This is a genomic window from Streptomyces sp. NBC_01176 (assembly GCF_045039825.1).
GTDB lineage: Bacteria > Actinomycetota > Actinomycetes > Streptomycetales > Streptomycetaceae > Streptomyces.
In genome coordinates this window covers 5000867-5024058 of record NZ_CP108600.1, presented here as the reverse complement: position 1 = coordinate 5024058, position 23192 = coordinate 5000867, and the positions used below count along the sequence as shown (strand labels likewise).

Genomic DNA, 23192 nt, shown 5'->3' with positions numbered 1-23192 from the left:
CGCGGCACTTCCTCTCAGCGCGCATCGTTACCATGCGTGGACGCACATTCCGACGACCACTGACGACGACGAGGGACGGGCGAGCGCGTGGCCGAGGCGGCAGACTTCCAGGGGACGAGTCCCTCACCTGCCCACCGGTGGTTGCGGCGCACCGGCGCACTGCTGGCCGGGGCGCCCCTACTGGCCGGACTGCTCCAGCTGTCCGTCCCTCCGGCCGCACACGCCGCGGAAACGGCCTCTGTGGCCGCCGCCAGCGGGTCCCGGACGGTCGACGTCTCCCTGGACTCCCTGAGCCCCAGCGCCCCCACGGACGGCGACACGGTCACCGTCTCCGGTTCGATCACCAACAAGGGCAAGCAGACGGTGACCGACGCTCACGTGGGGCTGCGGGTGGGCCCCTCGCTCAGCGGTCGGGTGGCCATCGACGACGCCGCCGAGCGCACCGGGTTCCAGCCGGGGCTCGACCCCCTGGAGGTCGGTGGCAAGTACGTCCAGAAGTTCTCGGAGCTCCCCGCCGGTGTCTCGCAGCGGTTCAGCATCTCGGTACCCGTCAAGGAGCTCGACCTCGGCTCCGACGGGGTGTACCAGCTGGCCGTCTCCCTGTCGGGCCAGACCTCCGCGGAACCGTGGGAGCACGTGCTCGGGATCGAACGGACCTTCCTGCCCTGGCAGCCCGAGGGCGCGGACACCAGGACGAAGACGACGTATCTCTGGCCGCTGATCTCTACGGTCCACCTCAGGGCGGAGACCGGTTCGGACGCTCAGCAGACCCCCGTCTTCCAGGACGACGAGCTGGCCAAGGAGATCGCCCCCGGTGGCCGCCTCGACCAGCTCCTGTCGCTGGGCGGCGATCTCGACGTGACCTGGGTCGTCGACCCGGACCTGCTGGCCTCCGTCGACGCCATGACGCGTAACTACCGGATCCAGGACGGCGACACCACGACGGCCGGCAAGAACCAGGCCGTCGCCAAGGAGTGGCTCGACAAGCTCGAGAAGACGGTCTCCGGCAAGGAAGTGGTCGCGCTCCCCTTCGCCGACCCTGACCTCGCCTCGCTGGCGCACCACGGCACGGATGTCGCCGGCTCCCTGAATCACCTCAAGGACGCCACGGACGTGGCGTCCGACACCGTGGACACGATCATCCACGTGAAGCCGGAGACCGACTTCGCGTGGCCCGTGAACGGCGCCGTCGACCCGTCGATCATCAAGGTCGCCACCTCCGCGGGTGCCGACAAGGTGATCGCCCGCAGCGACAGCCTCCGCGAGACCGGCGATCTGACCTACACCCCCAGTGCGGCCCGCCCCATCGGCGGCGGCACGACGGCGGTGGTCTCGGACTACCGGCTGTCGACCGAGTTCCAGGGCGACATGACGAAGGCCGACGACTCCACGCTGGCCGTTCAGGAATTCCTGGCGCAGGCTCTCGCGCTCAACCTCCAGGAGCCGAACGACCAGCGCAGCATCGTCGTCGCGCCGCAGCGCATGCCGTCCGCGAGCCAGGCGCAGACGATGGCGACGGCGGTGAAGGCGCTCCAGAACGGAAACTGGTCCGACGCCCAGGGCCTGTCCGCGGCCGCCAAGGCCAAACCGGACCCGGACGCCACGACAAGGATCCCCTCGGGGTCCCTGTACCCGCAGTCCCCGAAAAATCAGGAACTGCAGACCTCGGACTTCGTGACGATCCAGGCCACTCAGGGCAACCTCGACAAGTTCAAGGTCATCCTCACCGACAAGTCCCGCGTGGTGACTCCGTTCGGTCGGGCCATAGACCGAGGGATGTCGACATCCTGGCGCGGCCGCAAAGGCCAGGGGGAGGCCTTCCGCGACGGAGTCAGGGGATACCTCGACGACCTCACCGGTCTCGTGAAGCTGATCAAGAAGTCCGACGCGAAGCTGTCGGGGCGCAGTGCCACGATCCCGGTGACGGTGCAGAACAACCTCGTGCAGGGCGTCCACCACCTGGTACTGCGCCTCACGTCGAAGCAGCCCACTCGCCTCAAGATCGGCAACGGCGCCTACGACGAGCAGCCGATCCAGGTCGCGGGCGAGCACAGCCAGTCGGTGAAGTTCACCACCTCCGCCAAGGCCAACGGCCCGGTGACGGTGACCGCCCAGCTGTTCACCGAGGACGGCCAGAAATACGGTGACCCCGTCGACTTCGAGGTGAAGGTCACCGAGATCACCCCCACGGTGATGCTGGTCATCGGCGGTGGCGTCCTCCTGCTCGTGCTCGCCGGGTTCCGGATGTACACGCAGCGCAAGCGCGCGGCGGCCCGGCAGGCCGCGGAGGAGCAGAAGAACGCCGCGGACGCCCCGGACGCCGAGGGCGGAACCGAGGCCGGGGCCACGGCCGAGGACGGCGTGAACGGCGTGAACAAGGACGCCGCAGGCACCGTAGACACTGTTGAGAACACCGAGCGCTCCAAGGACGGTCCCGACGGGGAGTCCACGACGGAGCCCGGGGCAGACGCCCCGGAGCACCCGAGTGACCCCGCACCGGACACCGCACCGGAAAGCACCGACCCGTCCGGCACGGGTGAGAGAGTGGACCGTTGAGCGATGTCGTGGCCGGTGGGCCCGGGGACGATGAGGTGGGGTAACCATGAACGCGCCGTACGACGGTGACCGCGGCCAGGGCGCGGGCGGCTCGGGCTACCCCGAGGGCCGCCCCGAGCAGGGCGCGGGGAACTCCGGCTACCCCGAGGGCTACCCGGAGGGACCTCCGGCCGAGCCCGGACAGGTGCCTCAGGGGCACTACCCGGACATGTACTTCCAGGACGCCTACGACCAGGACCCGTACGGGGCTCAGGATCTCGCCGCCCAGGATCCCGTGACCGAGGCGCTCTACGACCGTGCCGCGCACCCCCCGCCGCCGGCGGGGACGCACTACCCGCAGCAGCCGCTCTACGCCCAGCCGCCCACCGCGCAGCACGCCCCCGACCCTCGTGTGTGGGCCCAGACGCCTCCGCCGGAACCGGCGGGTCCCAGCCGGCACCTGCCGTACGGCGAGGACGCCCGCACCACCCAGTTCGTCGGCGTCGACGACCTCGTCACGCAGGCCGCCGACCAGCAGCCCGAGACCGACGCGTTCGCCCACCTCTTCCGTGACCAGCGGCAGGGCGGCGTCCGACCGTCCATGGAGGCCACTGCCGCCCCGGCACAAGCACAGGCACCGTCCGTGCACCAGGGCTCGGCGGCGCAGCCGCCCGCCCCGATGTCCGAGCAGACGATGCAGCTCACCCCCACGGCGCCGGCCACCCCCACGGCCGCGCCGAAGAAGGGCGGGCGGGCCTCGGGTCTGCTGAAGTCGAGCGCCGTCATGGCGGCCGGCACCCTGGTGTCCCGGCTCACCGGCTTCATCCGCTCCGCGCTGATCGTCTCCGCGCTGGGGCTCGGCTTCCTGGGCGACTCCTTCCAGGTCGCCTACCAGCTCCCCACGATGATCTACATCCTGACCGTGGGCGGCGGTCTCAACTCCGTCTTCGTGCCGCAGCTGGTGCGCGCGATGAAGGATGACGACGACGGTGGCGAGGCCTTCGCCAACCGCCTGCTGACCCTGGTCATGGTGGCGCTCGGCCTGCTGACCGCGCTCGCGATGCTCGCCGCGCCCCTCCTGGTCCGCATGCTGTCGAACCCTGTCGCCACCAACCCCGCCGCCAACGAGGTGGCCGTCACCTTCACCCGCTACTTCCTGCCCTCGATCTTCTTCATGGGCATCCACGTGGTGATGGGGCAGGTCCTCAACGCGCGCGGCAAGTTCGGCGCGATGATGTGGACCCCGGTCCTGAACAACATCGTCATCATCGTGACGCTCGGCATGTTCATCTGGGTGTACGGCACCGCCGCGAACTCCGACATGTCCGTCGAGAACATCCCGCCGGAGGGCCAGCGGCTCCTCGGCGTCGGCGTACTCCTCGGACTCGTCGTCCAGGCCCTGGCGATGATCCCGTATCTGCGTGAGACCGGGTTCAGGCTGCGACTGCGCTTCGACTGGAAGGGACACGGCCTCGGCAGGGCCGCGATGCTCGCCAAGTGGACCGTGCTCTTCGTCCTCGCCAACCAGGCGGGCGCGATGGTCGTCACCCAGCTGTCCACCGCCGCGGGCCAGCACTCCGTCAAGGGAACCGGCTTCGCCGCCTACGCCAACGCCCAGCTGATCTGGGGTCTGCCGCAGGCGATCATCACGGTCTCCCTGATGGCCGCCCTGCTGCCGCGTATCTCCCGGTCCGCGCACGAGGGCGACAGCGGGGCGGTGCGCGACGACATCTCCCAGGGACTGCGGACGACGGCTGTCGCGATCGTGCCGATCGCCTTCGGCTTCCTCGCCCTCGGCATTCCGATGTGCACCCTGATCTTCGGGTCCTCGGGCATCGCGCCGGCCACCAACATGGGCTACATGCTGATGGCCTTCGGCCTCGGTCTCATCCCGTTCTCCGTGCAGTACGTCGTGCTCCGTGCCTTCTACGCGTACGAGGACACCCGGACCCCCTTCTACAACACGGTCATCGTGGCGGTCTTCAACGCCGCGGCCTCGGCCGTGTGCTACTTCGTGCTCCCCGCCCGCTGGGCCGTCGTCGGCATGGCCGCCTCCTACGGCCTCGCCTACGCGATCGGCGTCGGGGTCGCCTGGAACAGGCTGCGCAAGAGGCTGGGCGGCGATCTGGACGGCGCCCGTGTCCTGCGCACCTACGCCAGGCTCGGTATCGCCTCGGTCCCGGCGGCACTGCTCAGCGGCGCCGCCTGCTACGGGATCGCGCAGACGCTGGGACAGGGGGTCGGCGGATCGTTCGCCGCCCTGCTCGGCGGCAGCGTCGTCCTGTTCGGCGTCTTCTACGTCGCCGCGCGGAAGATGCGCATCGAAGAACTCAATTCAATGGTCGGAATGGTCCGCGGGCGCCTGGGGCGCTGAGGCGGGGGTACGCGCACAACCATCGTCCGTCGTCGTGTGTCGTGCATAGCGCCGGACTGTGGGCACAATTGGTTTCTGCGTCGGACAGCGCGCAATGAATGGGGAGGCGGGAACGACGGTGGCGGAACGGAGCACGGCTGCCGTCGACGTGGCAGACAACAGCGGCGATGAGCCGCTGACCGCCAAGGCGGGCCAGTCCACGTCCGACGGGATGGCCCAGAACCGGGAGCGGGAGACGGACAGCGACGAGGCACAGGGGAGCGGCGGGACCGAAAGTCCCGGGAAGGTCTCACCGCCGGAACTGCACAGCGGCCACAAGCTGGCCAGGAGGTACCGCCTCGAGGAGTGCGTCACCCGTCTGGACGGCTTCAGCAGCTGGCGTGCGGTGGACGAGAAGCTGCGTCGCGCCGTCGGCGTGCATCTGCTGCCCGCCGACCATCCGCGGGCCCGCTCGGTACTGGCGGCGGCCCGGTCCTCCGCCCTGCTGGGCGACCCGCGCTTCGTCCAGGTCCTGGACGCGGTCGAGGAGAACGATCTCGTCTATGTCGTCCACGAATGGCTGCCGGACGCCACGGAGCTGACGGCACTCCTGGCCGCGGGCCCGCTGGAGGTCCACGAGGCCTACCAGATGGTCACCCAGGTCGCCCAGGCCATGGCCGCCGCACACCGTGAGGGCCTCGCCCATCTGCGGCTGACCCCGAGCGCCGTGCTGCGCACGTCGAGCGGCCAGTGGCGCATCCGTGGGCTCGCGGTGAACGCCGCGCTGCGCGGCATCAGCTCCAACACCCCCCAGCGCACGGACACCGAGGCGATCGGCGCGCTCCTGTACGCCGCGCTCACCCAGCGCTGGCCGTACGAGAACGACGCGTACGGCCTGTCGGGGCTGCCCAAGGGTGTCGGCCTGATCGCACCGGACCAGGTGCGGGCCGGCGTCCATCGCGGCCTGTCCGAGCTCGCCATGCGCGCGCTCGCGAACGACGGCGCGACGGCCTCCCGCCACGAGTCCCCGTGCACGACTCCGGAGGAGCTGGTCAAGGCGATCGCCGAGATGCCCCGCATCCGGCCGCCGGAGCCCGCGTTCACCGCGCCGCCGGAGTACCAGCGCACGTCGTACCAGCAGGGCAGCTACGGCCGCCCCACGCCGCACGCCACCCAGCCGGTGCCGACCCCGCCGCCCCCGCTGCAGAGCCGCACCGGCAAGGCCCTCAAGTGGACGGTGTCGGCCCTCCTCATCGCCGCCCTGGGCCTCGGCAGCTGGCAGCTCGCGGACGCGCTGATGGATCGCAAGTCCGACGACACCCAGCCGACGCGGACGACGGACGGCAACGACAAGAACAGCGAGAAGACCAAGCCGGTCAAGCCGATCACCATCAAGGGCGCCCAGGAGTACGTTGCCAAGGGCGCCCCACAGGCGGCCGGGGACGTGGACAAGACGTACGACGGGAACAGTTCGACGTACTGGCGGAGCAAGAGCTTCGTGGACGGTCCGCAGATGAACCCGGCCTTCAAGCCCGGCGTCGGCATCGTCTACGACCTCGGCTCGCGGCAGACCGTCACGGCGGCCTCCATAGGGCTCCGGTACCCCGGCGATCACACCGCGATCGGCCTGTACGCAACCGACTCGACGAGTTCTTCGACGCCCGTGGATTCGATGACGAGGATCGGGACCGTCACCACGAGCGGTACGACCGCGAAGATCACGGTCAGCAAGAAGGTGAAGAGTCAGTACGTACTGCTCTGGATCACGGCGATGCCCTATGGGCCCGGTGACCAGTACAGCAACGCCGGCTACAAGCAGGCCATCACCGACGTGAAGTTCACCGGCTGACGCTCGCGTAGGCAGGGGGAGGGGGTTCGATGGCCGATGAAGCCGCGTACGCCGATGCAAGCGATCAGGACCTCCTCGCCCGTCACGTGGACGGCGACCCGGAGGCCTTCGGTGAGCTCGTGCGGCGTCACCGGGACCGGCTCTGGGCGGTGGCCCTGCGCACGCTGGGAGACCGCGAGGAGGCCGCTGACGCCGTCCAGGACGCGCTGGTCTCCGCCTACCGGGCCGCTCATACCTTCCGTGGCCAGTCGGCCGTCACGACCTGGCTGCACCGCATCACCGTGAACGCCTGCCTGGACCGCGCCCGCAAGGCCGCCTCCAGGAGGACCTCCCCCGTCGACGACACCGAACGGCTGGAACAGCTCCTCGAACCCCACGAGTCCGCCTCCGCTCCGGCCGAGCGCAACGACCTGCACCGCGAACTGGTGACGGCCCTGGGCACCCTCCCGGCCGACCAGCGCGCCGCCCTCGTCCTCGTGGACATGCAGGGCTATCCCGTGGCGGAGGCGGCAGCCGTCCTCGACGTGCCCGTCGGCACGGTGAAAAGCCGCTGCGCCCGCGGCAGAGCCAGACTGCTCCCGCTGCTCGCCCACCTCCGCTCGGAGAAGGGAAGCAGTACGGGCGGCAACAGATCGGACGACGGAAGGAACCGGACGCAGGGGGCATCCGTCCCACCGGCAGCGGGGCCGCACGACGCGGGTCCCCAAGACGCGGGACCAAGCGATTCAGCTGCTGTGAAGGGCGGAGGTGGGCGAGCGTGACATCCACGACGGATACGGCCGGGCACCCGGATGTCGCGGAGATCTCCGACCTCACCGAAGGTCTGCTGCCGCCTTCCCGTACCGCGGACATTCGACGGCATCTGGACGACTGTGCGCTCTGCGCCGACGTGTACGACTCCCTGGAGGAGATCCGGGGGCTGCTCGGCACCCTGCCGGGACCGACGCGCATGCCCGACGACGTGGCCGGCCGCATCGATGCCGCACTGGCCGCGGAGGCGCTGCTGAGCACCGCGGCATCCAGCCGCCCATCCGAGGCGGACGACCAGCGCCTCGATGTTTCACGTGAAACATCAGGCACCGATTCACGTGAAACATCGGTCGCAGGCGTCTCCGGTACGCAGACCACCCCCTCCGTGAGCCGCCCCTCGGGGCACTCCCACGCGGCCACCGGCCCGGGCCGTTCACGTCGGGGACGTCCAGGGCGGCGCAAGGTGGCGCTCCTCGGCGCAGCGTTCACCGCCGCCGCTCTGGGACTGGGTGCGATCTTCTTTCAGACACTGAGCGATGACGGCTCCGGCAAGAGCCCTACGGCAACGCAGCAGGGGTCGAAGGACACCTACTCCGAAGGAACGTTGCAGACCCGGGTCACCGATCTCCTCGCCAAGAACAAGAACGGCCGCGACCGCTCCGGCGGCTCGAAGCATCCGTGGGGAGTCGAGTCCAATGGGGCGGACAACGGTTCCGCCGGAGTGGACACCTTGATCACGCCCGCTGTGGAGATCCCCGACTGCATCCAGCAGGGGACCGGAAGCACCGGGGCCGTCCTCGCCGCGGAAAAGGGCACGTACAAGGGAACGAGTGTCTATCTCGTCGTGCTGCCGGACACCTCCGACAACACGAAGGTCACGGCGTACATCGTCGACGCGGCCTGCGAGAAACCCGGGGGCACATCCCCCGGCAAGCTCCTGCTGACCCACTCGTACACCCGCTCCTGATCGCGTGCCCGTAGAGTCGCTCCTTCCCCAGGAACCCCTTGGGAACACTGTGCGGTGCCCCATGTCCGTGTGCCCGGACACAGCGGGAATGCAAGCCCCTTAGTATCCGTTGGGTGGGGTGAGAGTTCTGAGAGAAGCTCCCACCGGCAGTACGTAGCAGTCTCCAGAGACGAGGAATGAAGCCGTGAGCGACGTCCGTAACGTGATCATCATCGGGTCCGGGCCTGCCGGCTACACGGCAGCGCTCTACACCGCGCGCGCGTCGCTGAAGCCGCTGGTCTTCGAGGGCGCCGTCACCGCGGGTGGCGCCCTGATGAACACCACCGAGGTGGAGAACTTCCCCGGCTTCCAGGACGGCATCATGGGCCCCGAGCTCATGGACAACATGCGGGCCCAGGCCGAGCGCTTCGGCGCTGAGCTGGTACCGGACGACATCGTCGCCGTCGATCTGTCGGGAGAGATCAAGACCGTCACGGACACCGCCGGGACCGTGCACCGCGCCAAGGCCGTCATCGTCACCACGGGCTCGCAGCACCGCAAGCTGGGCCTGCCCCGCGAGGACGCCCTCTCCGGACGCGGCGTCTCCTGGTGTGCCACCTGTGATGGCTTCTTCTTCAAGGACCAGGACATCGCCGTGATCGGCGGCGGTGACACCGCGATGGAGGAGGCGACCTTCCTCTCCCGCTTCGCCAAGTCCGTGACGATCGTCCACCGCCGTGACAGCCTGCGTGCCTCCAAGGCCATGCAGGAGCGGGCCTTCGCCGACCCGAAGATCAAGTTCGTCTGGGACAGCGAAGTCGCCGAGATCGAGGGCGACCCCAAGCTCTCCGGCCTGAAGCTGCGCAACCTGAAGACGGGCGAGATCTCCGACCTGCCGGTGACCGGTCTGTTCATCGCGATCGGCCACGACCCGCGCACCGAGCTCTTCAAGGGCCAGCTCAACCTGGACGACGAGGGCTACCTCAAGGTCGAGGCGCCCTCGACCCGCACGAACCTGACCGGTGTCTTCGGCGCCGGTGACGTCGTCGACCACACGTACCGCCAGGCCATCACCGCGGCCGGCACCGGCTGCTCCGCCGCCCTCGACGCCGAGCGCTACCTCGCTGCCCTCGCGGACAGCGAGAACGCCGCGGCTACTGCCACCGTCTGACCCCCCGTCCGCCCCACCGCACCAACCAGTTAAGGAGCCCGCCGTGGCCGGCACCCTCAAGCACGTAACCGACGATTCCTTCGAGCAGGACGTCCTGAAGAGCGACAAGCCCGTCCTGGTGGACTTCTGGGCCGCCTGGTGCGGTCCGTGCCGCCAGATCGCGCCGTCCCTCGAGGCGATCGCCGCCGAGTACGGCGACAAGATCGAAATCGTCAAGCTGAACATCGACGAGAACCCGGGTACGGCCGCCAAGTACGGCGTCATGTCCATCCCCACCCTGAACGTCTACCAGGGTGGCGAGGTCGCCAAGACGATCGTGGGCGCCAAGCCCAAGGCCGCGCTGGTGCGGGACCTCGAGGACTTCATCACCGAGTAGTCGGTGAGCAGCCGCGCACAAGCGGCGCGTGTTTCACGTGAAACACGAATGGGCCAGCCCTGGAGGGCTGGCCCATTCGCTTTGCCTGGCTCAGACGCCGATCTCAGGTACAGAGCGCCGACTACGGGCGCGCCGCCGGCTACAACGGGCGAAGTGCCGGTTCCTTCTGTACGACCCCGAGGAGGCGGTCCAGCGCCATCTCCACGTCTTCCTTCCAGGAGAGCGTCGTCCGCAGCTCCAGCCTCAGACGTGGGTACGCGGGGTGGGGTCGGACGGTCTTGAAGCCCACCGCCAGGAGATGGTCCGCCGGCAGTAGACAGGCCGGTTCCTTCCAACGCGCGTCCCCGAAGGCCTCGATCGCCTTGAAGCCCCGGCGCAGCAGATCCTTGGCGACTGTCTGGACCATCACCCGTCCCAGTCCCTGACCCTGGTAGCCCGGCAGGATGAAGGCGGTCATCAGCTGGACGGCGTCCGGTGAGACCGGACTCGTGGGGAACGCGGTGGCGCGGGGGACGTATGCCGGGGGTGCGTATAGGACGAAGCCAACCGGCACGTCGTCCACATAGACCACGCGGCCGCAGGATCCCCATTCCAGCAGGACAGCGGAGATCCACGACTCCTTCTCCAGCTCGGACGTTCCCGCCTTTACCGCGGCTTCCCCACTGACGGGGTCCAGCTCCCAGAAGACGCACGCCCGACAGCGCTGGGGAAGATCCGGAAGGTTGTCCAGCGTGAGCGGTACGAGCCGACGCCCCATGAAGGATGTTCCTCGCTTCCTTCGCCCGCGGCGCCGCGGGCGGCAGTCAGAGCGCTTCGCTCCCTGAGCAGGCTACCGACGAACCCGCCGACCGCTCCCAGGCCCAGACCCGCGGTCACCAGTCCGGTACGGCTCACGCTCTGCATGGCCCCTGCCTCCCCGATGAAGGTGCCCCAGGTGAATGCGCCGTACCCGATCGCATCGTATCCACGATGCGATTCCATCGATACCGTCAGAAAGCAAAGAGCGGGCCGTGTTCCGGTACACACCGGACATGACCCGCTCTCGCGGTCGGTTGATCCGAGATCTCCCGGGCCGGGCTGCTCAGTCCTGATCTCCCGGCCCGGAACGCTCAGTCCTCCGTGTCCTCCGCGTCCTCGGAGTCGCCGTCCAGGAGGCTCCTCTGCAGAACGGGACCCTCGCCCGGAGCCAGAGAGCCGAGGATCCGCTCGAGGTCGTCCATCGAGGCGAACTCGACGGTGATCTTCCCCTTCTTCTGTCCCAGGTCGACCTTCACCCGTGTCTCGAAGCGGTCCGAGAGGCGCGTGGCGAGATCACTGAGCGCCGGGGAGAGCCGAGCACCGGCCCGGGGCCCCTTGGAGCGCGTAGCGGTCTGCGGACGGGATCCCATCAGGGTGACGATCTCCTCGACGGCCCGTACCGACAGCCCTTCGGCCACGATGCGGTGGGCCAGCCGGTCCTGCTCCTCCGAGTCGGCGACAGAGAGCAGGGCCCGTGCGTGCCCGGCGGAGAGAACTCCGGCGGCGACACGACGCTGGACCGCCGGCGACAGCTTCAGCAGACGCAGGGTGTTGGAGACCTGGGGGCGCGAGCGCCCGATCCGGTCCGCCAGCTGGTCGTGCGTGCAGTTGAAGTCCTGGAGCAGCTGGTCGTAGGCGGCCGCCTCTTCCAGCGGGTTCAGCTGGGCACGGTGCAGGTTCTCCAGCAGCGCGTCCAGGAGGAGCTTCTCGTCCTCGGTGGCGCGCACGATCGCCGGAATGGCGTCGAGCCCGGCTTCACGGCAGGCCCGGAAGCGCCGCTCGCCCATGATGAGCTCGTAGCGCGTCGGCCCCACCTGGCGCACGACGACGGGCTGGAGAAGCCCGACCTCCTTGATGGAGGTGACGAGCTCGGACAGAGCGTCCTCGTCGAAGACCTCGCGGGGCTGACGCGGGTTCGGGGTGATGTAGTCGAGCGGCAGCTCGGCGAAGTGCGCACCGACCGGCGCGGCGGGCGTCTCCGGGCCGCCGCTGGACGAGGGCTCCTCGGTCTCCTGCGCAACAGGCGGCAGGGTGGCCACCTTCGCCGCCGCCACTCCCCGCTCCGCGGTGAGCAGAGGCGCGCCCGACGGTGAGGTGGAGAGTCCACCCACCGGCGAGGAAGCCGCCTTCTCCCCTGTCGGAGCCGCGGGGATCAGTGCGCCGAGGCCCCGCCCCAGCCCTCGTCGTCGCTCGCTCACTGGATCCCCTCCACAATGTTCTGACTGTTCTGTGCGCCCACATGGGCGTTCTGCGCGTCGTACGCCACACCGACTCCTCGGAGGGCGATTTCTCGGGCGGCCTCAAGATACGAGAGGGCACCACTCGATCCTGGATCGTAGGTCAGCACCGTCTGCCCGTAACTGGGGGCCTCGGAGATACGGACCGAGCGAGGAATGCTGGTCCGCAGCACCTCCTCGCCGAAGTGGCTGCGCACCTCGTCCGCGACCTGGGACGCCAGGCGGGTCCGGCCGTCGTACATGGTGAGCAGGATCGTCGAGACATGAAGGTTGGGGTTGAGGTGCCCCCGCACCAGATCGACGTTGCGCAGGAGCTGCCCCAGGCCTTCCAGCGCGTAGTACTCGCACTGGATGGGGATGAGGACCTCCGCGCCCGCTACCAACGCGTTGACCGTCAGCAGACCGAGCGACGGCGGGCAGTCGATGAGGATGTAGTCCAGCGGCTGCTCATAGGCCTGGATCGCTCGTTCCAGTCGGCTCTCCCGCGCCACCAGGGACACCAGCTCGATCTCCGCACCGGCGAGATCGATCGTGGCAGGCGCGCAGAAGAGTCCCTCCACATCGGGGACCGGCTGGACGACCTCGGAGAGCGGTCTGCTGTCGATCAGCACGTCATAGATGGAAGGAACCTCGGCGTGGTGATCGATACCCAGCGCGGTGGAGGCATTGCCCTGAGGGTCGAGGTCGATCACAAGGACCCGACCGCCGTGCAGGGCCAGCGAGGCGGCAAGGTTGACCGTCGTTGTGGTCTTACCCACCCCGCCCTTCTGGTTGGCGACCACCATGACGCGGGTTTGCTCAGGCCGGGGCAGGCCCTCGCCGGCGCGACCTAGCGCCTCCACCGCCAATTGGGCAGCACGACCGATGGGAGTGTCGTCCATCGGAGGCGGTGTTTCACGTGAAACATCCGCCCCCATCGACTCGGTACGGGGACCGGGGACCGGATCGGTCATCGGTCCCGCGATGTTGGCGTCGGACCGCAAGGATTCACTCTCCTCGACTTCAGGCTCGCAATGAACAGAGCCTCCCATGCCTTCGGGGTCGTGAACCAGCGAGGCCCGTGCTTCTGTGGAGAAATCCACCTCTGTGGACACCTCCACCCCCTCTCGGAGTGAACCGAGGGGCTGCCGGTCGCGGGGTTCGGCCGCGGCCCGGCCGCGACTGATGATGCCGTGCAACAGTGAGCGACGTTTCACGTGAAACACGATGCAAGGCCGTCACGGCCACGACGGCGCGACACTCCGAGTGACATGGTCGGGCAGCTTGTGTGGAGTACGGCTCGTCGTCAGGACGGATCAGCCGCAGTGACGAAAAACTCCCGGCTCCGTCACGCGGAGCCGGGAGTCCAGGTCGACCAGCCTCGCGGGGGATCTAGCGTCGGCGCCGCGTACGGCCCGTGCGCGCCGCCTTGGCCCGCTTGGCCGCGAAACGCACACCGCCCGGGCTCTCCCCGACCTCGACGCGCACGACGGTGGAGAGCGGGTCAACCACTCCCTCGCCGACGTGGAGCACGGAAGTCTTCACCGCACCGAGCTTGCTGAGTGCCGTTGTGGCGCTCTTCAGCTCTTCCTCCGCGGTGTCACCCTTCAGCGCGAGCATCTCGCCGTACGGGCGCAGCAGGGGGATCCCCCACGTGGCCAGGCGGTCCAGCGGGGCCACGGCCCGCGCTGTCACCACGTGGACAGGGGGAAGCTTGCCCATGACCTCCTCCGCACGACCACGGACCACCGTCACATGGTCGAGCCCGAGGAGCTCCACGACCTCGGTGAGGAAGGTCGTGCGCCGCAGCAGCGGCTCAAGAAGCGTGATCTTGATGTCCTCGCGGACGAGCGCGAGCGGAATACCGGGCAGCCCGGCGCCCGAGCCGACATCGCACACCGTCACGCCCTCGGGTACGACCTCGGAGAGCACCGCGCAGTTCAGCAGGTGCCGCTCCCACAGGCGGGGCACTTCGCGCGGGCCGATCAGACCCCGCTGCACTCCGGCCTCCGCCAGGAGCTCCGCATACCGGACCGCGTCCGCGAAGCGATCACCGAATACCTCACGCGCCTGCTCGGGCGCGGGAGGAAGCTCCGCTGCCTCCGTCACGGGGGACCGTCCTTCCGTACCGCATAAGCGCATGGAGCGCTGACCACCAGGACTATCAGGCTGACAAAGTTCGGCCCCGCCTGCTCAACAGACGGGGCCGGGGGAACGTACGTACCGATCAGGCGGGGAGCACGACGACGAAGCGCTCCGGCTCCTCGCCCTCGGACTCGCTCCGCAGACCCGCGGCCTTCACCGCGTCGTGGACCACCTTGCGCTCGAAGGGCGTCATCGGCTTCATCTTCACCGGCTCGCCGGAGCTCCTGACCTCGGCCGCGGCCTTGGCGCCGAGCTCGGAGAGCTCCTCGCGCTTCTTGGCCCGGTAGCCCGCGATGTCCAGCATCAGCCGGCTGCGGTCCCCGGTCTCCCGGTGGACGGCCAGGCGCGTGAGCTCCTGGAGGGCCTCGAGCACCTCGCCGTCACGGCCGACGAGCTTCTGCAGATCGCGGCCGGCGACGTCGCTGATGATCGAGACAGCGGCGCGGTCGGCTTCGACGTCCATGTCGATGTCGCCGTCGAGGTCGGCGATGTCCAGCAGACCCTCGAGGTAGTCCGCCGCGATCTCGCCTTCCTGCTCCAGGCGGGTCATGGTGTCGCCCTCGGTGGCGGCGGAGGTGGTGCCTTCCGTCACGGGATGGACTCCTTCTTACTTCTTGGACGGGGACTTGGGCCGCTGTGGACCCTTGCGCTGTCCGGACTGGGCTTTGCTGCGGGTACCGGCGCCCGGCTTGCTGCCACCGCCCGCCGGCTTGGGGGCGGCCTTGGCGTCCTGCGGCTCGTCGGACTTGACCAGCGAGGTCTTCGGTTCGGACTCGTCCGTCGTCTTCGCCGTGCCGGTCGTCGTGCTCGACTGGCGCTGGGACTTGGACTGACGCTTCGGCTGCTGGCGCTTGGGAGCACCGCCGCCGGTGGTGATCGTGGTGCCGTCCTCGGTCTCGACGACCGTCGCGCTGTCGCCCTTCACCACGAGGCCGTCGGGCTGGGCGACGAGGCCCGCCTTGGTCAGACCGTTGATGAACTTGCGCTCGAACTCGTTGCGGTCGCGGCCCTTGCCGACGATCGTCTTGACGATGGTCTTCTCGCGCCGGTTGCGGGTCTTGCCGTGGTGCGTGACGTGCTTCTGCAGGCGCTCCAGGTACGCGGCCTGGGCCTTGCTGCCCGGAGTCGGGTTGTTGCGGATGACGTACATCTGCTGACCCATGGTCCACACGTTGGTGGTGAGCCAGTAGACAAGGACACCGACCGGGAAGTTGATGCCGAAGACGGCGAACATGACCGGGAAGACGTACATCAGCATCTTCTGCTGCTGCATGAAGGGCGTCTTCACCGTGGTGTCGACGTTCTTCGTCATCAGCTGACGCTGGGTGTAGAACTGCGATCCCGACATCAGCACGATCATGATCGCGGTGACGACACGGACGTCCGTGATGTGAGCGCTGAGCTGGCCGACCTTGTCGGCGCTGTCGGTGAACTTCGCGGCGAGCGGGGCACCGAAGATGTGCGCCTTACGGGCGCTGGTGAGCAGCTGATCGTCGATGACGCCGATCGTCTTGCCCGTCGCGATGCCGTTGAGCACGTGGTACAGGGCAAAGAAGAACGGGGACTGCGCCAGGATCGGAAGGCACGAGGAGAGCGGGTTGGTGCCCGACTCCTTGTACAGCTTCATCATCTCTTCGGACTGGCGCTGCTTGTCGTTCTTGTAGCGCTCCTGGATCTTCTTCATCTCGGGCTGCAGGGTCTGCATGGCCCGAGTGGCCTTGATCTGCTTCACGAAGAGCGGGATCAGGCAGATACGGATCAGGATCACCAGGGACACGATCGACAGGCCCCAGGCCCAGCCCGTATCGGGACCGAAGATCTTCCCGTACACGGAGTGGAACTGGACGATGACCCAGGAAACGGGTGTCGTGATGAAGCTGAAAAAACCGGCAATCGTGTCCACTAATCAGGCTCCTTGAGCATGGGACGGAGTCTCGGCGGCCGGGCCCGGGGCAGTGGTCTCCCCGGTGGCCGGTTCGGCGGCGGAGGTCCCGCCCTTGCGTGCGCGCCAGGCGTTGCGCACCATCTCGTGCCACCGCGGACGCTTGCGCGGCGGAACATGGTCCACACCACCCAGCGACCACGGATTGCACCGGAGGATGCGCCAGGCGGTGAGTGCCGTTCCCTTGATCGCACCGTGCCGATCGATGGCTTGGTAGCCGTAGTGGGAGCACGACGGGTAGTACTTGCACACCGGCCCGAGCAGCGGGCTGATGGTCCACTGGTACAGCTTGATGAGAGCCAGCAGCGGGTACTTCATCGCGCGCCCCCTCCCAGCAGCCGCTGAAGAGCGGCATCCAGGTCTTGGGCCAGCTGTTCATGGTCGGCGTCGCCCGCACCGGGCAGCGCTCGTACGACTACCAGGCTACCGGGGGCCAGCAGGCCGACCCGGTCGCGCATCAGATGGCGAAGCCTGCGCTTCACCGCGTTGCGTACGACGGCTCCACCCACGGCTTTGCTCACGACGAAACCCGCACGCGTCGGGGGAGCGCTCTCCCCAGGCGCGTGCGGGTCCGTTGCACCGCTACGAAGGTGGACGACGAGGAGCGGGCGTCCGGCCCGGCGTCCTCGGCGTACCGCGGTCGCGAAGTCCTCGCGCCGCCTCAGCCGATGCTCGGAAGGCAGCACGTCATGACCTGTAAATGATCAGGCGGACAGGCTCGCGCGACCCTTGCCACGGCGGTTCGCGAGAATCGCGCGGCCGGCACGGGTGCGCATCCGCAGGCGGAAGCCGTGGGTCTTGGCGCGACGACGGTTGTTCGGCTGGAAGGTGCGCTTGCTCACTCGGGGGCTCCAGAAAGAATCGGTGGTGGCGGGGTGCCGTCCTGGCTGTCACCGTGCGCCCACGAGTAGCTCGCTTACGCCCGAGTGCACCGCTTCCCGATCACTTTTCGCGATCTGTGCCCATCGGAGGCAGGCGGCAGCAGCCATCGACAACTCGACCTGGTTACGGTACGCGCGGCTGCGCCATCCGGTCAAACCAGCACCTGGCGAGAGACACTATCCACAGGCTGGGGACAACAACTTGAACCACAGCGGTCGCCCTGACTACCGTGGCTGAACTCCGATTCGTTCCCTTCCCCCCGCCCCAGCGGTTTTGTTCCCCGTCCCACCCGACTGACTTCCCAACCTGTTCCCAGAACCACACGTTCGTGGGACCCGTGAGAGAGCGTGCCCTGTGGCTGACGTACCTGCCGATCTTGCCGCAGTGTGGCCACGAGTACTGGAACAACTCCTCGGTGAGGGCCGCGGGCAGGGTGTCGAGGTCAAGGACGAGCACTGGATCAAGCGCTGCCAGCCGCTGGCACTGGTCGCGGACACCGCTCTGCTCGCCGTTCCGAACGAGTTCGCGAAGGGCGTACTGGAAGGCCGCCTCGCGCCGATCGTCAGCGAGACGCTGAGCCGCGAGTGCGGGCGCCCGATCCGCATCGCGATCACCGTCGACGACTCGGCGGGCGAGCCTCCGCCGCCTCCCGTCCAGCCCCGGTACGACGAGCCCGAGTCCTCCTCGGGTCCGGGCCAGGGCCGCGACACCTACGACGGTCAGAACGCCGAGGACCGCAACCCCTACGGCGGCCAGGCCCGCGACGAGCGCGCCGGCTACGACACCCAGGGGCGCGACGACCGCAACGGCTACGACTCGGGTCGTGAGGATCGCAACGCCTACGACGCGCAGCGCCGCGAAGGGTACGAGGGGTACGGCCGCCACCGCGCCGACGACCGACGCGACGAGCGGCGTGAAGACCGGCGTGAAGACCGGCGTGAAGATCACCGCGGTGACCACCGGGGCGATCACCGGGGAGGCCGCGCCGAGCAGTTGCCCGGCGGTCCCGGCGACCAGCTGCCGCCCGGCCGCGCCGACCAGTTGCCGACCGCCCGCCCCGCGTACCCGGACTACCAGCGTCCGGAGCCCGGTGCCTGGCCCCGGCACGGCCAGGACGACTACGGCTGGCAGCAGCAGCGCCTCGGTTTCCCGGAGCGCGACCCCTACGCCTCGCCGTCGCAGGACTACCGGCCGCAGTCGCTGGAGCGCCCGCCCTACGAGCAGCAGCGCCAGGACTACGACCAGCCGCGCTCCGACTACGACCAGCGTCCCGACCGCCGCGACCTCCAGGACCCGTCCTCGGGCGGCGGCCACCTGCACCGCGGCGGCCCCTCGCTGCCGAGTTCCAGCGGCGCCCCCGGTCCGCTGGCCGCCAAGCCCGCGCCGGCATCCGGTCCGGGTGAGCCCACCGCGCGCCTCAACCCGAAGTACCTCTTCGACACCTTTGTCATCGGTGCCTCGAACCGCTTCGCGCACGCCGCCGCGGTCGCCGTCGCCGAGGCGCCGGCGAAGGCGTACAACCCCCTCTTCATCTACGGGGAGTCGGGTCTCGGCAAGACGCACCTGTTGCACGCGATCGGGCACTACGCCCGCAGCCTCTATCCGGGCACCCGTGTGCGGTACGTGAGTTCCGAGGAGTTCACCAACGAGTTCATCAACTCCATCCGCGACGGCAAGGGCGACAGCTTCCGCAAGCGCTACCGCGAGATGGACATCCTGCTGGTCGACGACATCCAGTTCCTGGCGGACAAGGAGTCGACGCAGGAGGAGTTCTTCCACACCTTCAACACGCTCCACAACGCGAACAAGCAGATCGTGCTCTCCAGCGACCGGCCGCCCAAGCAGCTGGTGACGCTGGAGGACCGGCTGCGGAACCGTTTCGAGTGGGGTCTGATCACGGACGTCCAGCCGCCCGAGCTGGAGACGCGTATCGCGATCCTCCGCAAGAAGGCGGTGCAGGAGCAGCTCAACGCCCCGCCGGAGGTCCTGGAGTTCATCGCGTCGCGGATCTCGCGCAACATCCGCGAGCTGGAGGGCGCGCTGATCCGGGTGACGGCGTTCGCGTCGCTCAACCGGCAGCCGGTGGACCTCGGTCTGACGGAGATCGTCCTGAAGGACCTCATCCCGGGCGGCGAGGACTCGGCCCCGGAGATCACCGCGACCGCGATCATGGCGGCGACCGCCGACTACTTCGGTCTGACGGTGGACGACCTGTGCGGCTCGTCGCGCAGCCGTGTCCTGGTGACGGCACGCCAGATCGCCATGTATCTGTGCCGCGAGCTGACGGACCTGTCACTGCCGAAGATCGGTGCCCAGTTCGGCGGTCGCGACCACACGACCGTCATGCACGCCGACCGCAAGATCCGCGCGCTGATGGCCGAGCGCCGCTCGATCTACAACCAGGTCACCGAGCTCACCAACCGCATCAAGAACGCCTGACGGACACGGCGGTACGCCGACGACGGCGCCCCGGGACACGCTCCCGCGGGCGCCTTCCGCTTCTGACCCGCGTCCGTCCCCGACGCTGACCCGCGTCCGTCCCCGACGCTGACCCGCGTCCGTCCCCGACGCTGACCCGCGTCCGTCCCCGACGCTGACCCGCGTCCGTCCCCGACGCTGACCCGCGTCCGTCCCCGACGCTGACGCCACCGCCGCTCTCCCGGCCACCCCCGACGTCCGTCCCCAACCGTCCCAGCCGTCCCCGCGGGCGTCCCGGGGATCGGCTCCCCACGTCTCCGGACCGCCGCGGCTCCCCGTGCGTCCGCCCGTCCCTCGGCCCGCCGAGCGCTTCCGAGACCCGCCGACTCCGCCCCCCCACCCGCGTTCCGACTCCGCCCCCAGGCACGTTCCGGCTTCGCCCCACGCCCCTGGAAGCGACACCCGAGACGCTCCGGAACGCCGTTCCGGCCCTCTTCGAGGCACTCCTCGTCCGCTTTCAGAGGCCGCCCGGCGTCGTCCAGAGGTCATGCACTCGGCACCATCTGTTCGAATACCCGCAGGGTTACGGCCACTCTCCACAGATTCGGTGACTTTCTGACGTCCACACCCTGGGGACCGCGAAGTTGTCCCGATCGTGTCCACAGGGTGTCCGGTCGTAGGACCATCGGGCCAGGTCAGCCCCCTGTGGATTCGTGGACGAACGCTCTCCACAGACTGTGGACAAAGAAATGATCCACAGGCTGTGCGCGGAGTTGTCCACCGACAACCCACAGACCGGCGCCTGTTGTCCCCAGTGAATCCCAGCTTCTCCACACCCCTGTCCACTGTTCGGCAACGAGACGCGCCCTCTCACCGTGTCGAGTGAAAGGCGTCACACCAAGGTGCCAGGTTGGGCTGTGGGGAACGTGGGTAAAGCTGGGGACGGCGCTGGGGAGAAGTGGCCCGAGGCTGTGCATCGTGTGTGCAGAACTTTTCGCCGTCCACAGATGCCCCCGGTTTTCCACCGCCTCCACCCACAGGGTCGGTGGACAAAAAATCCAGGCTGACCTGCGAAAACGGGGTTATCCACGGTTTCCACAGGCCCTACTACTAAGACCAACTAGAGAGAGCCTGGGAATCGTTTCGAAGTGGGGGCTGTGCACAACTCGCTCCCGGAGCCTCAGCTGCGGCTCGGCACGACTTGACCCTGAGGGGCACCGACTGTCAGTGCGGTGCGTCAGACTGTTCCCCGGTGTCCTTCCCCTCAGCGGGTCGAAAGACACCGAGTCAGACGACGAAGGCCAGCAGGGCGAGAGCGCCGGCAACAGACGGAGGCGGCAACGGTGAAGATCCGGGTGGAACGCGACGTACTCGCGGAGGCAGTGGCCTGGGCGGCTCGCAGCCTCCCGGCCCGTCCGCCGGCGCCTGTGCTCGCCGGCCTCCTTCTGAAGGCCGAGGAGGGCGCCCTGAGCCTCTCCAGCTTCGACTACGAGGTCTCGGCCCGTGTCTCCGTGGACGCGGAGGTCGAGGAGGAGGGCACGGTCCTGGTCTCCGGCCGGCTGCTCGCGGACATCTGCCGCGCCCTCCCCAACCGGCCGGTGGAGATCTCCACAGACGGTGTACGGGCGACGGTGGTCTGCGGCTCCTCCCGGTTCACCCTCCACACCCTGCCTGTGGAGGAGTACCCGGCACTGCCGCAGATGCCGTCGGCGACCGGCACCGTCCCGGGCGAGGTCTTCGCCTCGGCCGCCGCGCAGGTGGCCATCGCCGCCGGGCGCGACGACACGCTCCCCGTCCTCACCGGTGTGCGCATCGAGATCGAGGGCGACACGGTCACGCTGGCCTCCACCGACCGCTACCGCTTCGCGGTCCGCGAGTTCCTGTGGAAGCCGGAGAACCCGGAGGCGTCCGCGGTCGCCCTGGTGCCCGCCAAGACGCTTCTGGACACCGCCAAGGCCCTCACGAGCGGCGACAGCGTGATCCTGGCGCTGTCCGGCTCCGGTGCGGGCGAGGGCCTGATCGGCTTCGAGGGCGCGGGGCGGCGTACGACCACCCGGCTGCTCGAAGGCGACCTCCCGAAGTACCGCTCGCTGTTCCCGACGGAGTTCAACTCCATCGCCGTCATCGAGACCGCCCCCTTCGTGGAGGCCGTCAAGCGCGTGGCCCTGGTCGCCGAGCGCAACACCCCGGTGCGGCTGAGCTTCGAGCAGGGTGTGCTGATCCTGGAGGCCGGCTCCAGCGACGACGCACAGGCTGTGGAAAGGGTCGACGCGCAGCTGGAGGGCGACGACGTCTCGATCGCCTTCAACCCGACGTTTCTGCTCGACGGTCTGAGCGCCATCGACTCCCCGGTCGCGCAGCTGTCGTTCACGACGTCCACGAAGCCCGCGCTGCTCAGTGGCAGGCCCGCCGTGGACGCCGAGGCGGACGAGGCCTACAAGTACCTGATCATGCCGGTGCGCCTGTCGGGCTGAGGCCCTGAGCCCGCCGGTCCACCCGGCCGGCGGGCGAATCCGCAGGTGGGGCGTACGCCTGAGCGGCTATGCCCACAGGTGTGCGTGAGCGTCCGGGTTTAGGCTCAGACACAGGTACGAAAGTGCCCTCACGCCACGTCGAAAACCTAAGGAACAACTGATGGAGCTCGGTCTCGTCGGCCTCGGCAAGATGGGCGGCAACATGCGCGAGCGCATCCGCCGCGCAGGCCACACTGTCATCGGATACGACCGCAATCCGGAACTCGCCGACGTCCACAGCCTCGAAGAGCTGGTGGGCGCGCTCGAGGCCCCGCGTGTGGTGTGGGTGATGGTGCCGGCCGGTGCCGCGACCCAGTCCACCATCGACCAGCTCGGCGACCTGCTGGAGCCCGGCGACACCGTCGTCGACGGCGGCAACTCCCGCTGGACGGACGACGAGAAGCACGCCGGGGAACTGGCCGCCAAGGGCATCGGCTTCGTCGACGCCGGCGTCTCCGGCGGCGTCTGGGGCCTGCAGAACGGCTACGCGCTGATGGTCGGCGGCGACGCCGAACACGTCGCCAGGGTCCAGCCCGTCTTCGACGCGCTCAAGCCCGAGGGCGACTCCGGCTTCGTGCACGCCGGCAAGGTCGGCGCCGGCCACTTCTCCAAGATGGTCCACAACGGCATCGAGTACGCCATGATGCAGGCCTACGCCGAGGGCTGGGAGCTCCTGGAGAAGGTCCACTCCGTCACCGACGTGCGCGAGGTCTTCCGTTCCTGGCAGGAGGGCACGGTCATCCGTTCCTGGCTGCTGGACCTGGCCGTCAACGCCCTGGACGACGACGAGCACCTGGACAAGCTGCGCGGTTACGCGGACGACTCCGGCGAGGGCCGCTGGACCGTCGAGGCCGCCATCGACAACGCGGTACCGCTCCCCGCGATCACCGCGTCCCTGTTCGCACGGTTCGCCTCGCGCCAGGACGACTCGCCGCAGATGAAGATGGTCGCGGCACTGCGCAACCAGTTCGGCGGCCACGCCGTCGAGCAGAAGTAATCCACAGATCCACATCCGTATCCACAGATCCCGGGCCGGAAGGCCAGGATCGGATTCCTTGGGGGAGGTCGGCGAACGACC

General features: G+C 68.8%; 19 protein-coding genes. 10 read left to right on the top strand and 9 right to left on the bottom strand.

Annotated elements, in window-relative coordinates:
• Positions 1-87 precede the first annotated feature (87 nt).
• From OG199_RS21625 to trxA, 7 genes are all read left to right on the top strand, one after another.
• Entirely contained in the window at positions 88-2556 is a 2469-nt protein-coding gene (locus OG199_RS21625) for a DUF6049 family protein (RefSeq protein WP_405830847.1), read from the top strand.
• 46 nt (positions 2557-2602) lie between these two features.
• Positions 2603-4909, top strand: coding sequence for a murein biosynthesis integral membrane protein MurJ (gene murJ, locus OG199_RS21620; RefSeq protein WP_356799513.1), 2307 nt, complete (start codon positions 2603-2605; stop codon positions 4907-4909).
• A 118-nt stretch (positions 4910-5027) separates the two neighbouring features.
• On the top strand, positions 5028-6737 hold the full coding sequence (locus tag OG199_RS21615; RefSeq protein WP_405830845.1) for a serine/threonine protein kinase: 1710 nt from the start codon (positions 5028-5030) through the stop codon (positions 6735-6737).
• A 29-nt stretch (positions 6738-6766) separates the two neighbouring features.
• Positions 6767-7498 (top strand): RNA polymerase sigma factor SigM, encoded by a 732-nt coding sequence (gene sigM, locus OG199_RS21610; RefSeq protein WP_356799509.1) that lies wholly within the window; start codon positions 6767-6769, stop codon positions 7496-7498.
• On the top strand, positions 7495-8454 hold the full coding sequence (locus OG199_RS21605; protein ID WP_405830843.1) for a hypothetical protein: 960 nt from the start codon (positions 7495-7497) through the stop codon (positions 8452-8454). The genes sigM and OG199_RS21605 overlap by 4 nt, the downstream gene beginning before the upstream one ends.
• Positions 8455-8638: 184 nt before the next feature.
• A complete protein-coding gene (gene trxB / locus OG199_RS21600; protein WP_405830842.1) occupies positions 8639-9604 on the top strand; it encodes a thioredoxin-disulfide reductase in 966 nt (321 codons plus the stop codon).
• A 43-nt stretch (positions 9605-9647) separates the two neighbouring features.
• Entirely contained in the window at positions 9648-9980 is a 333-nt protein-coding gene (gene trxA / locus OG199_RS21595; protein WP_266700278.1) for a thioredoxin, read from the top strand.
• A 139-nt stretch (positions 9981-10119) separates the two neighbouring features.
• Here the strand turns inward: trxA and OG199_RS21590 are convergent, their stop codons facing one another.
• From OG199_RS21590 to rpmH, 9 genes are all read right to left on the bottom strand, one after another.
• Positions 10120-10737, bottom strand: a complete 618-nt coding sequence (locus tag OG199_RS21590) for a GNAT family N-acetyltransferase (RefSeq protein ID WP_168529046.1) — start codon at positions 10735-10737, stop codon at positions 10120-10122.
• A gap of 352 nt (positions 10738-11089) precedes the next feature.
• Positions 11090-12196, bottom strand: coding sequence for a ParB/RepB/Spo0J family partition protein (locus OG199_RS21585; RefSeq protein ID WP_356799502.1), 1107 nt, complete (start codon positions 12194-12196; stop codon positions 11090-11092).
• Entirely contained in the window at positions 12193-13266 is a 1074-nt protein-coding gene (locus OG199_RS21580) for a ParA family protein (RefSeq protein WP_356799521.1), read from the bottom strand. Before OG199_RS21580 ends, OG199_RS21585 begins: the two co-directional genes overlap by 4 nt.
• 340 nt (positions 13267-13606) lie before the next feature.
• Positions 13607-14323 carry a 16S rRNA (guanine(527)-N(7))-methyltransferase RsmG gene (gene rsmG, locus OG199_RS21575; protein WP_266700281.1) on the bottom strand — a complete coding sequence of 239 codons (717 nt, stop codon included), beginning with the start codon at positions 14321-14323 and terminating at the stop codon, positions 13607-13609.
• Between the two features lie 118 nt (positions 14324-14441).
• A complete protein-coding gene (locus OG199_RS21570; protein WP_356799498.1) occupies positions 14442-14951 on the bottom strand; it encodes a R3H domain-containing nucleic acid-binding protein in 510 nt (169 codons plus the stop codon).
• A 15-nt stretch (positions 14952-14966) separates the two neighbouring features.
• Complete coding sequence (gene yidC / locus OG199_RS21565) at positions 14967-16262, bottom strand: membrane protein insertase YidC (RefSeq protein ID WP_356799496.1); 1296 nt, start codon at positions 16260-16262, stop codon at positions 14967-14969.
• A 3-nt stretch (positions 16263-16265) separates the two neighbouring features.
• The gene (gene yidD, locus OG199_RS21560; protein WP_351629478.1) at positions 16266-16619 is read right to left on the bottom strand and encodes a membrane protein insertion efficiency factor YidD; all 354 of its coding nucleotides are present in this window, start codon (positions 16617-16619) and stop codon (positions 16266-16268) included.
• On the bottom strand, positions 16616-16987 hold the full coding sequence (rnpA, locus tag OG199_RS21555) for a ribonuclease P protein component (RefSeq protein ID WP_168529052.1): 372 nt from the start codon (positions 16985-16987) through the stop codon (positions 16616-16618). Before rnpA ends, yidD begins: the two co-directional genes overlap by 4 nt.
• 18 nt (positions 16988-17005) lie before the next feature.
• Positions 17006-17143 (bottom strand): 50S ribosomal protein L34, encoded by a 138-nt coding sequence (gene rpmH / locus OG199_RS21550; RefSeq protein ID WP_006381191.1) that lies wholly within the window; start codon positions 17141-17143, stop codon positions 17006-17008.
• A gap of 394 nt (positions 17144-17537) precedes the next feature.
• Here rpmH and dnaA point away from each other — a divergent pair, with 394 nt between their 5' ends.
• The 3 genes from dnaA (at position 17538) to gnd (ending at position 23111) form a co-directional block, all read left to right on the top strand.
• A complete protein-coding gene (dnaA, locus tag OG199_RS21545; protein WP_405830838.1) occupies positions 17538-19622 on the top strand; it encodes a chromosomal replication initiator protein DnaA in 2085 nt (694 codons plus the stop codon).
• A gap of 1322 nt (positions 19623-20944) precedes the next feature.
• A complete protein-coding gene (gene dnaN / locus OG199_RS21540) occupies positions 20945-22075 on the top strand; it encodes a DNA polymerase III subunit beta (protein WP_356799491.1) in 1131 nt (376 codons plus the stop codon).
• 160 nt (positions 22076-22235) lie between these two features.
• Positions 22236-23111, top strand: a complete 876-nt coding sequence (gene gnd / locus OG199_RS21535) for a phosphogluconate dehydrogenase (NAD(+)-dependent, decarboxylating) (protein WP_405830836.1) — start codon at positions 22236-22238, stop codon at positions 23109-23111.
• The last annotated feature ends 81 nt before the right edge of the window (positions 23112-23192 follow it).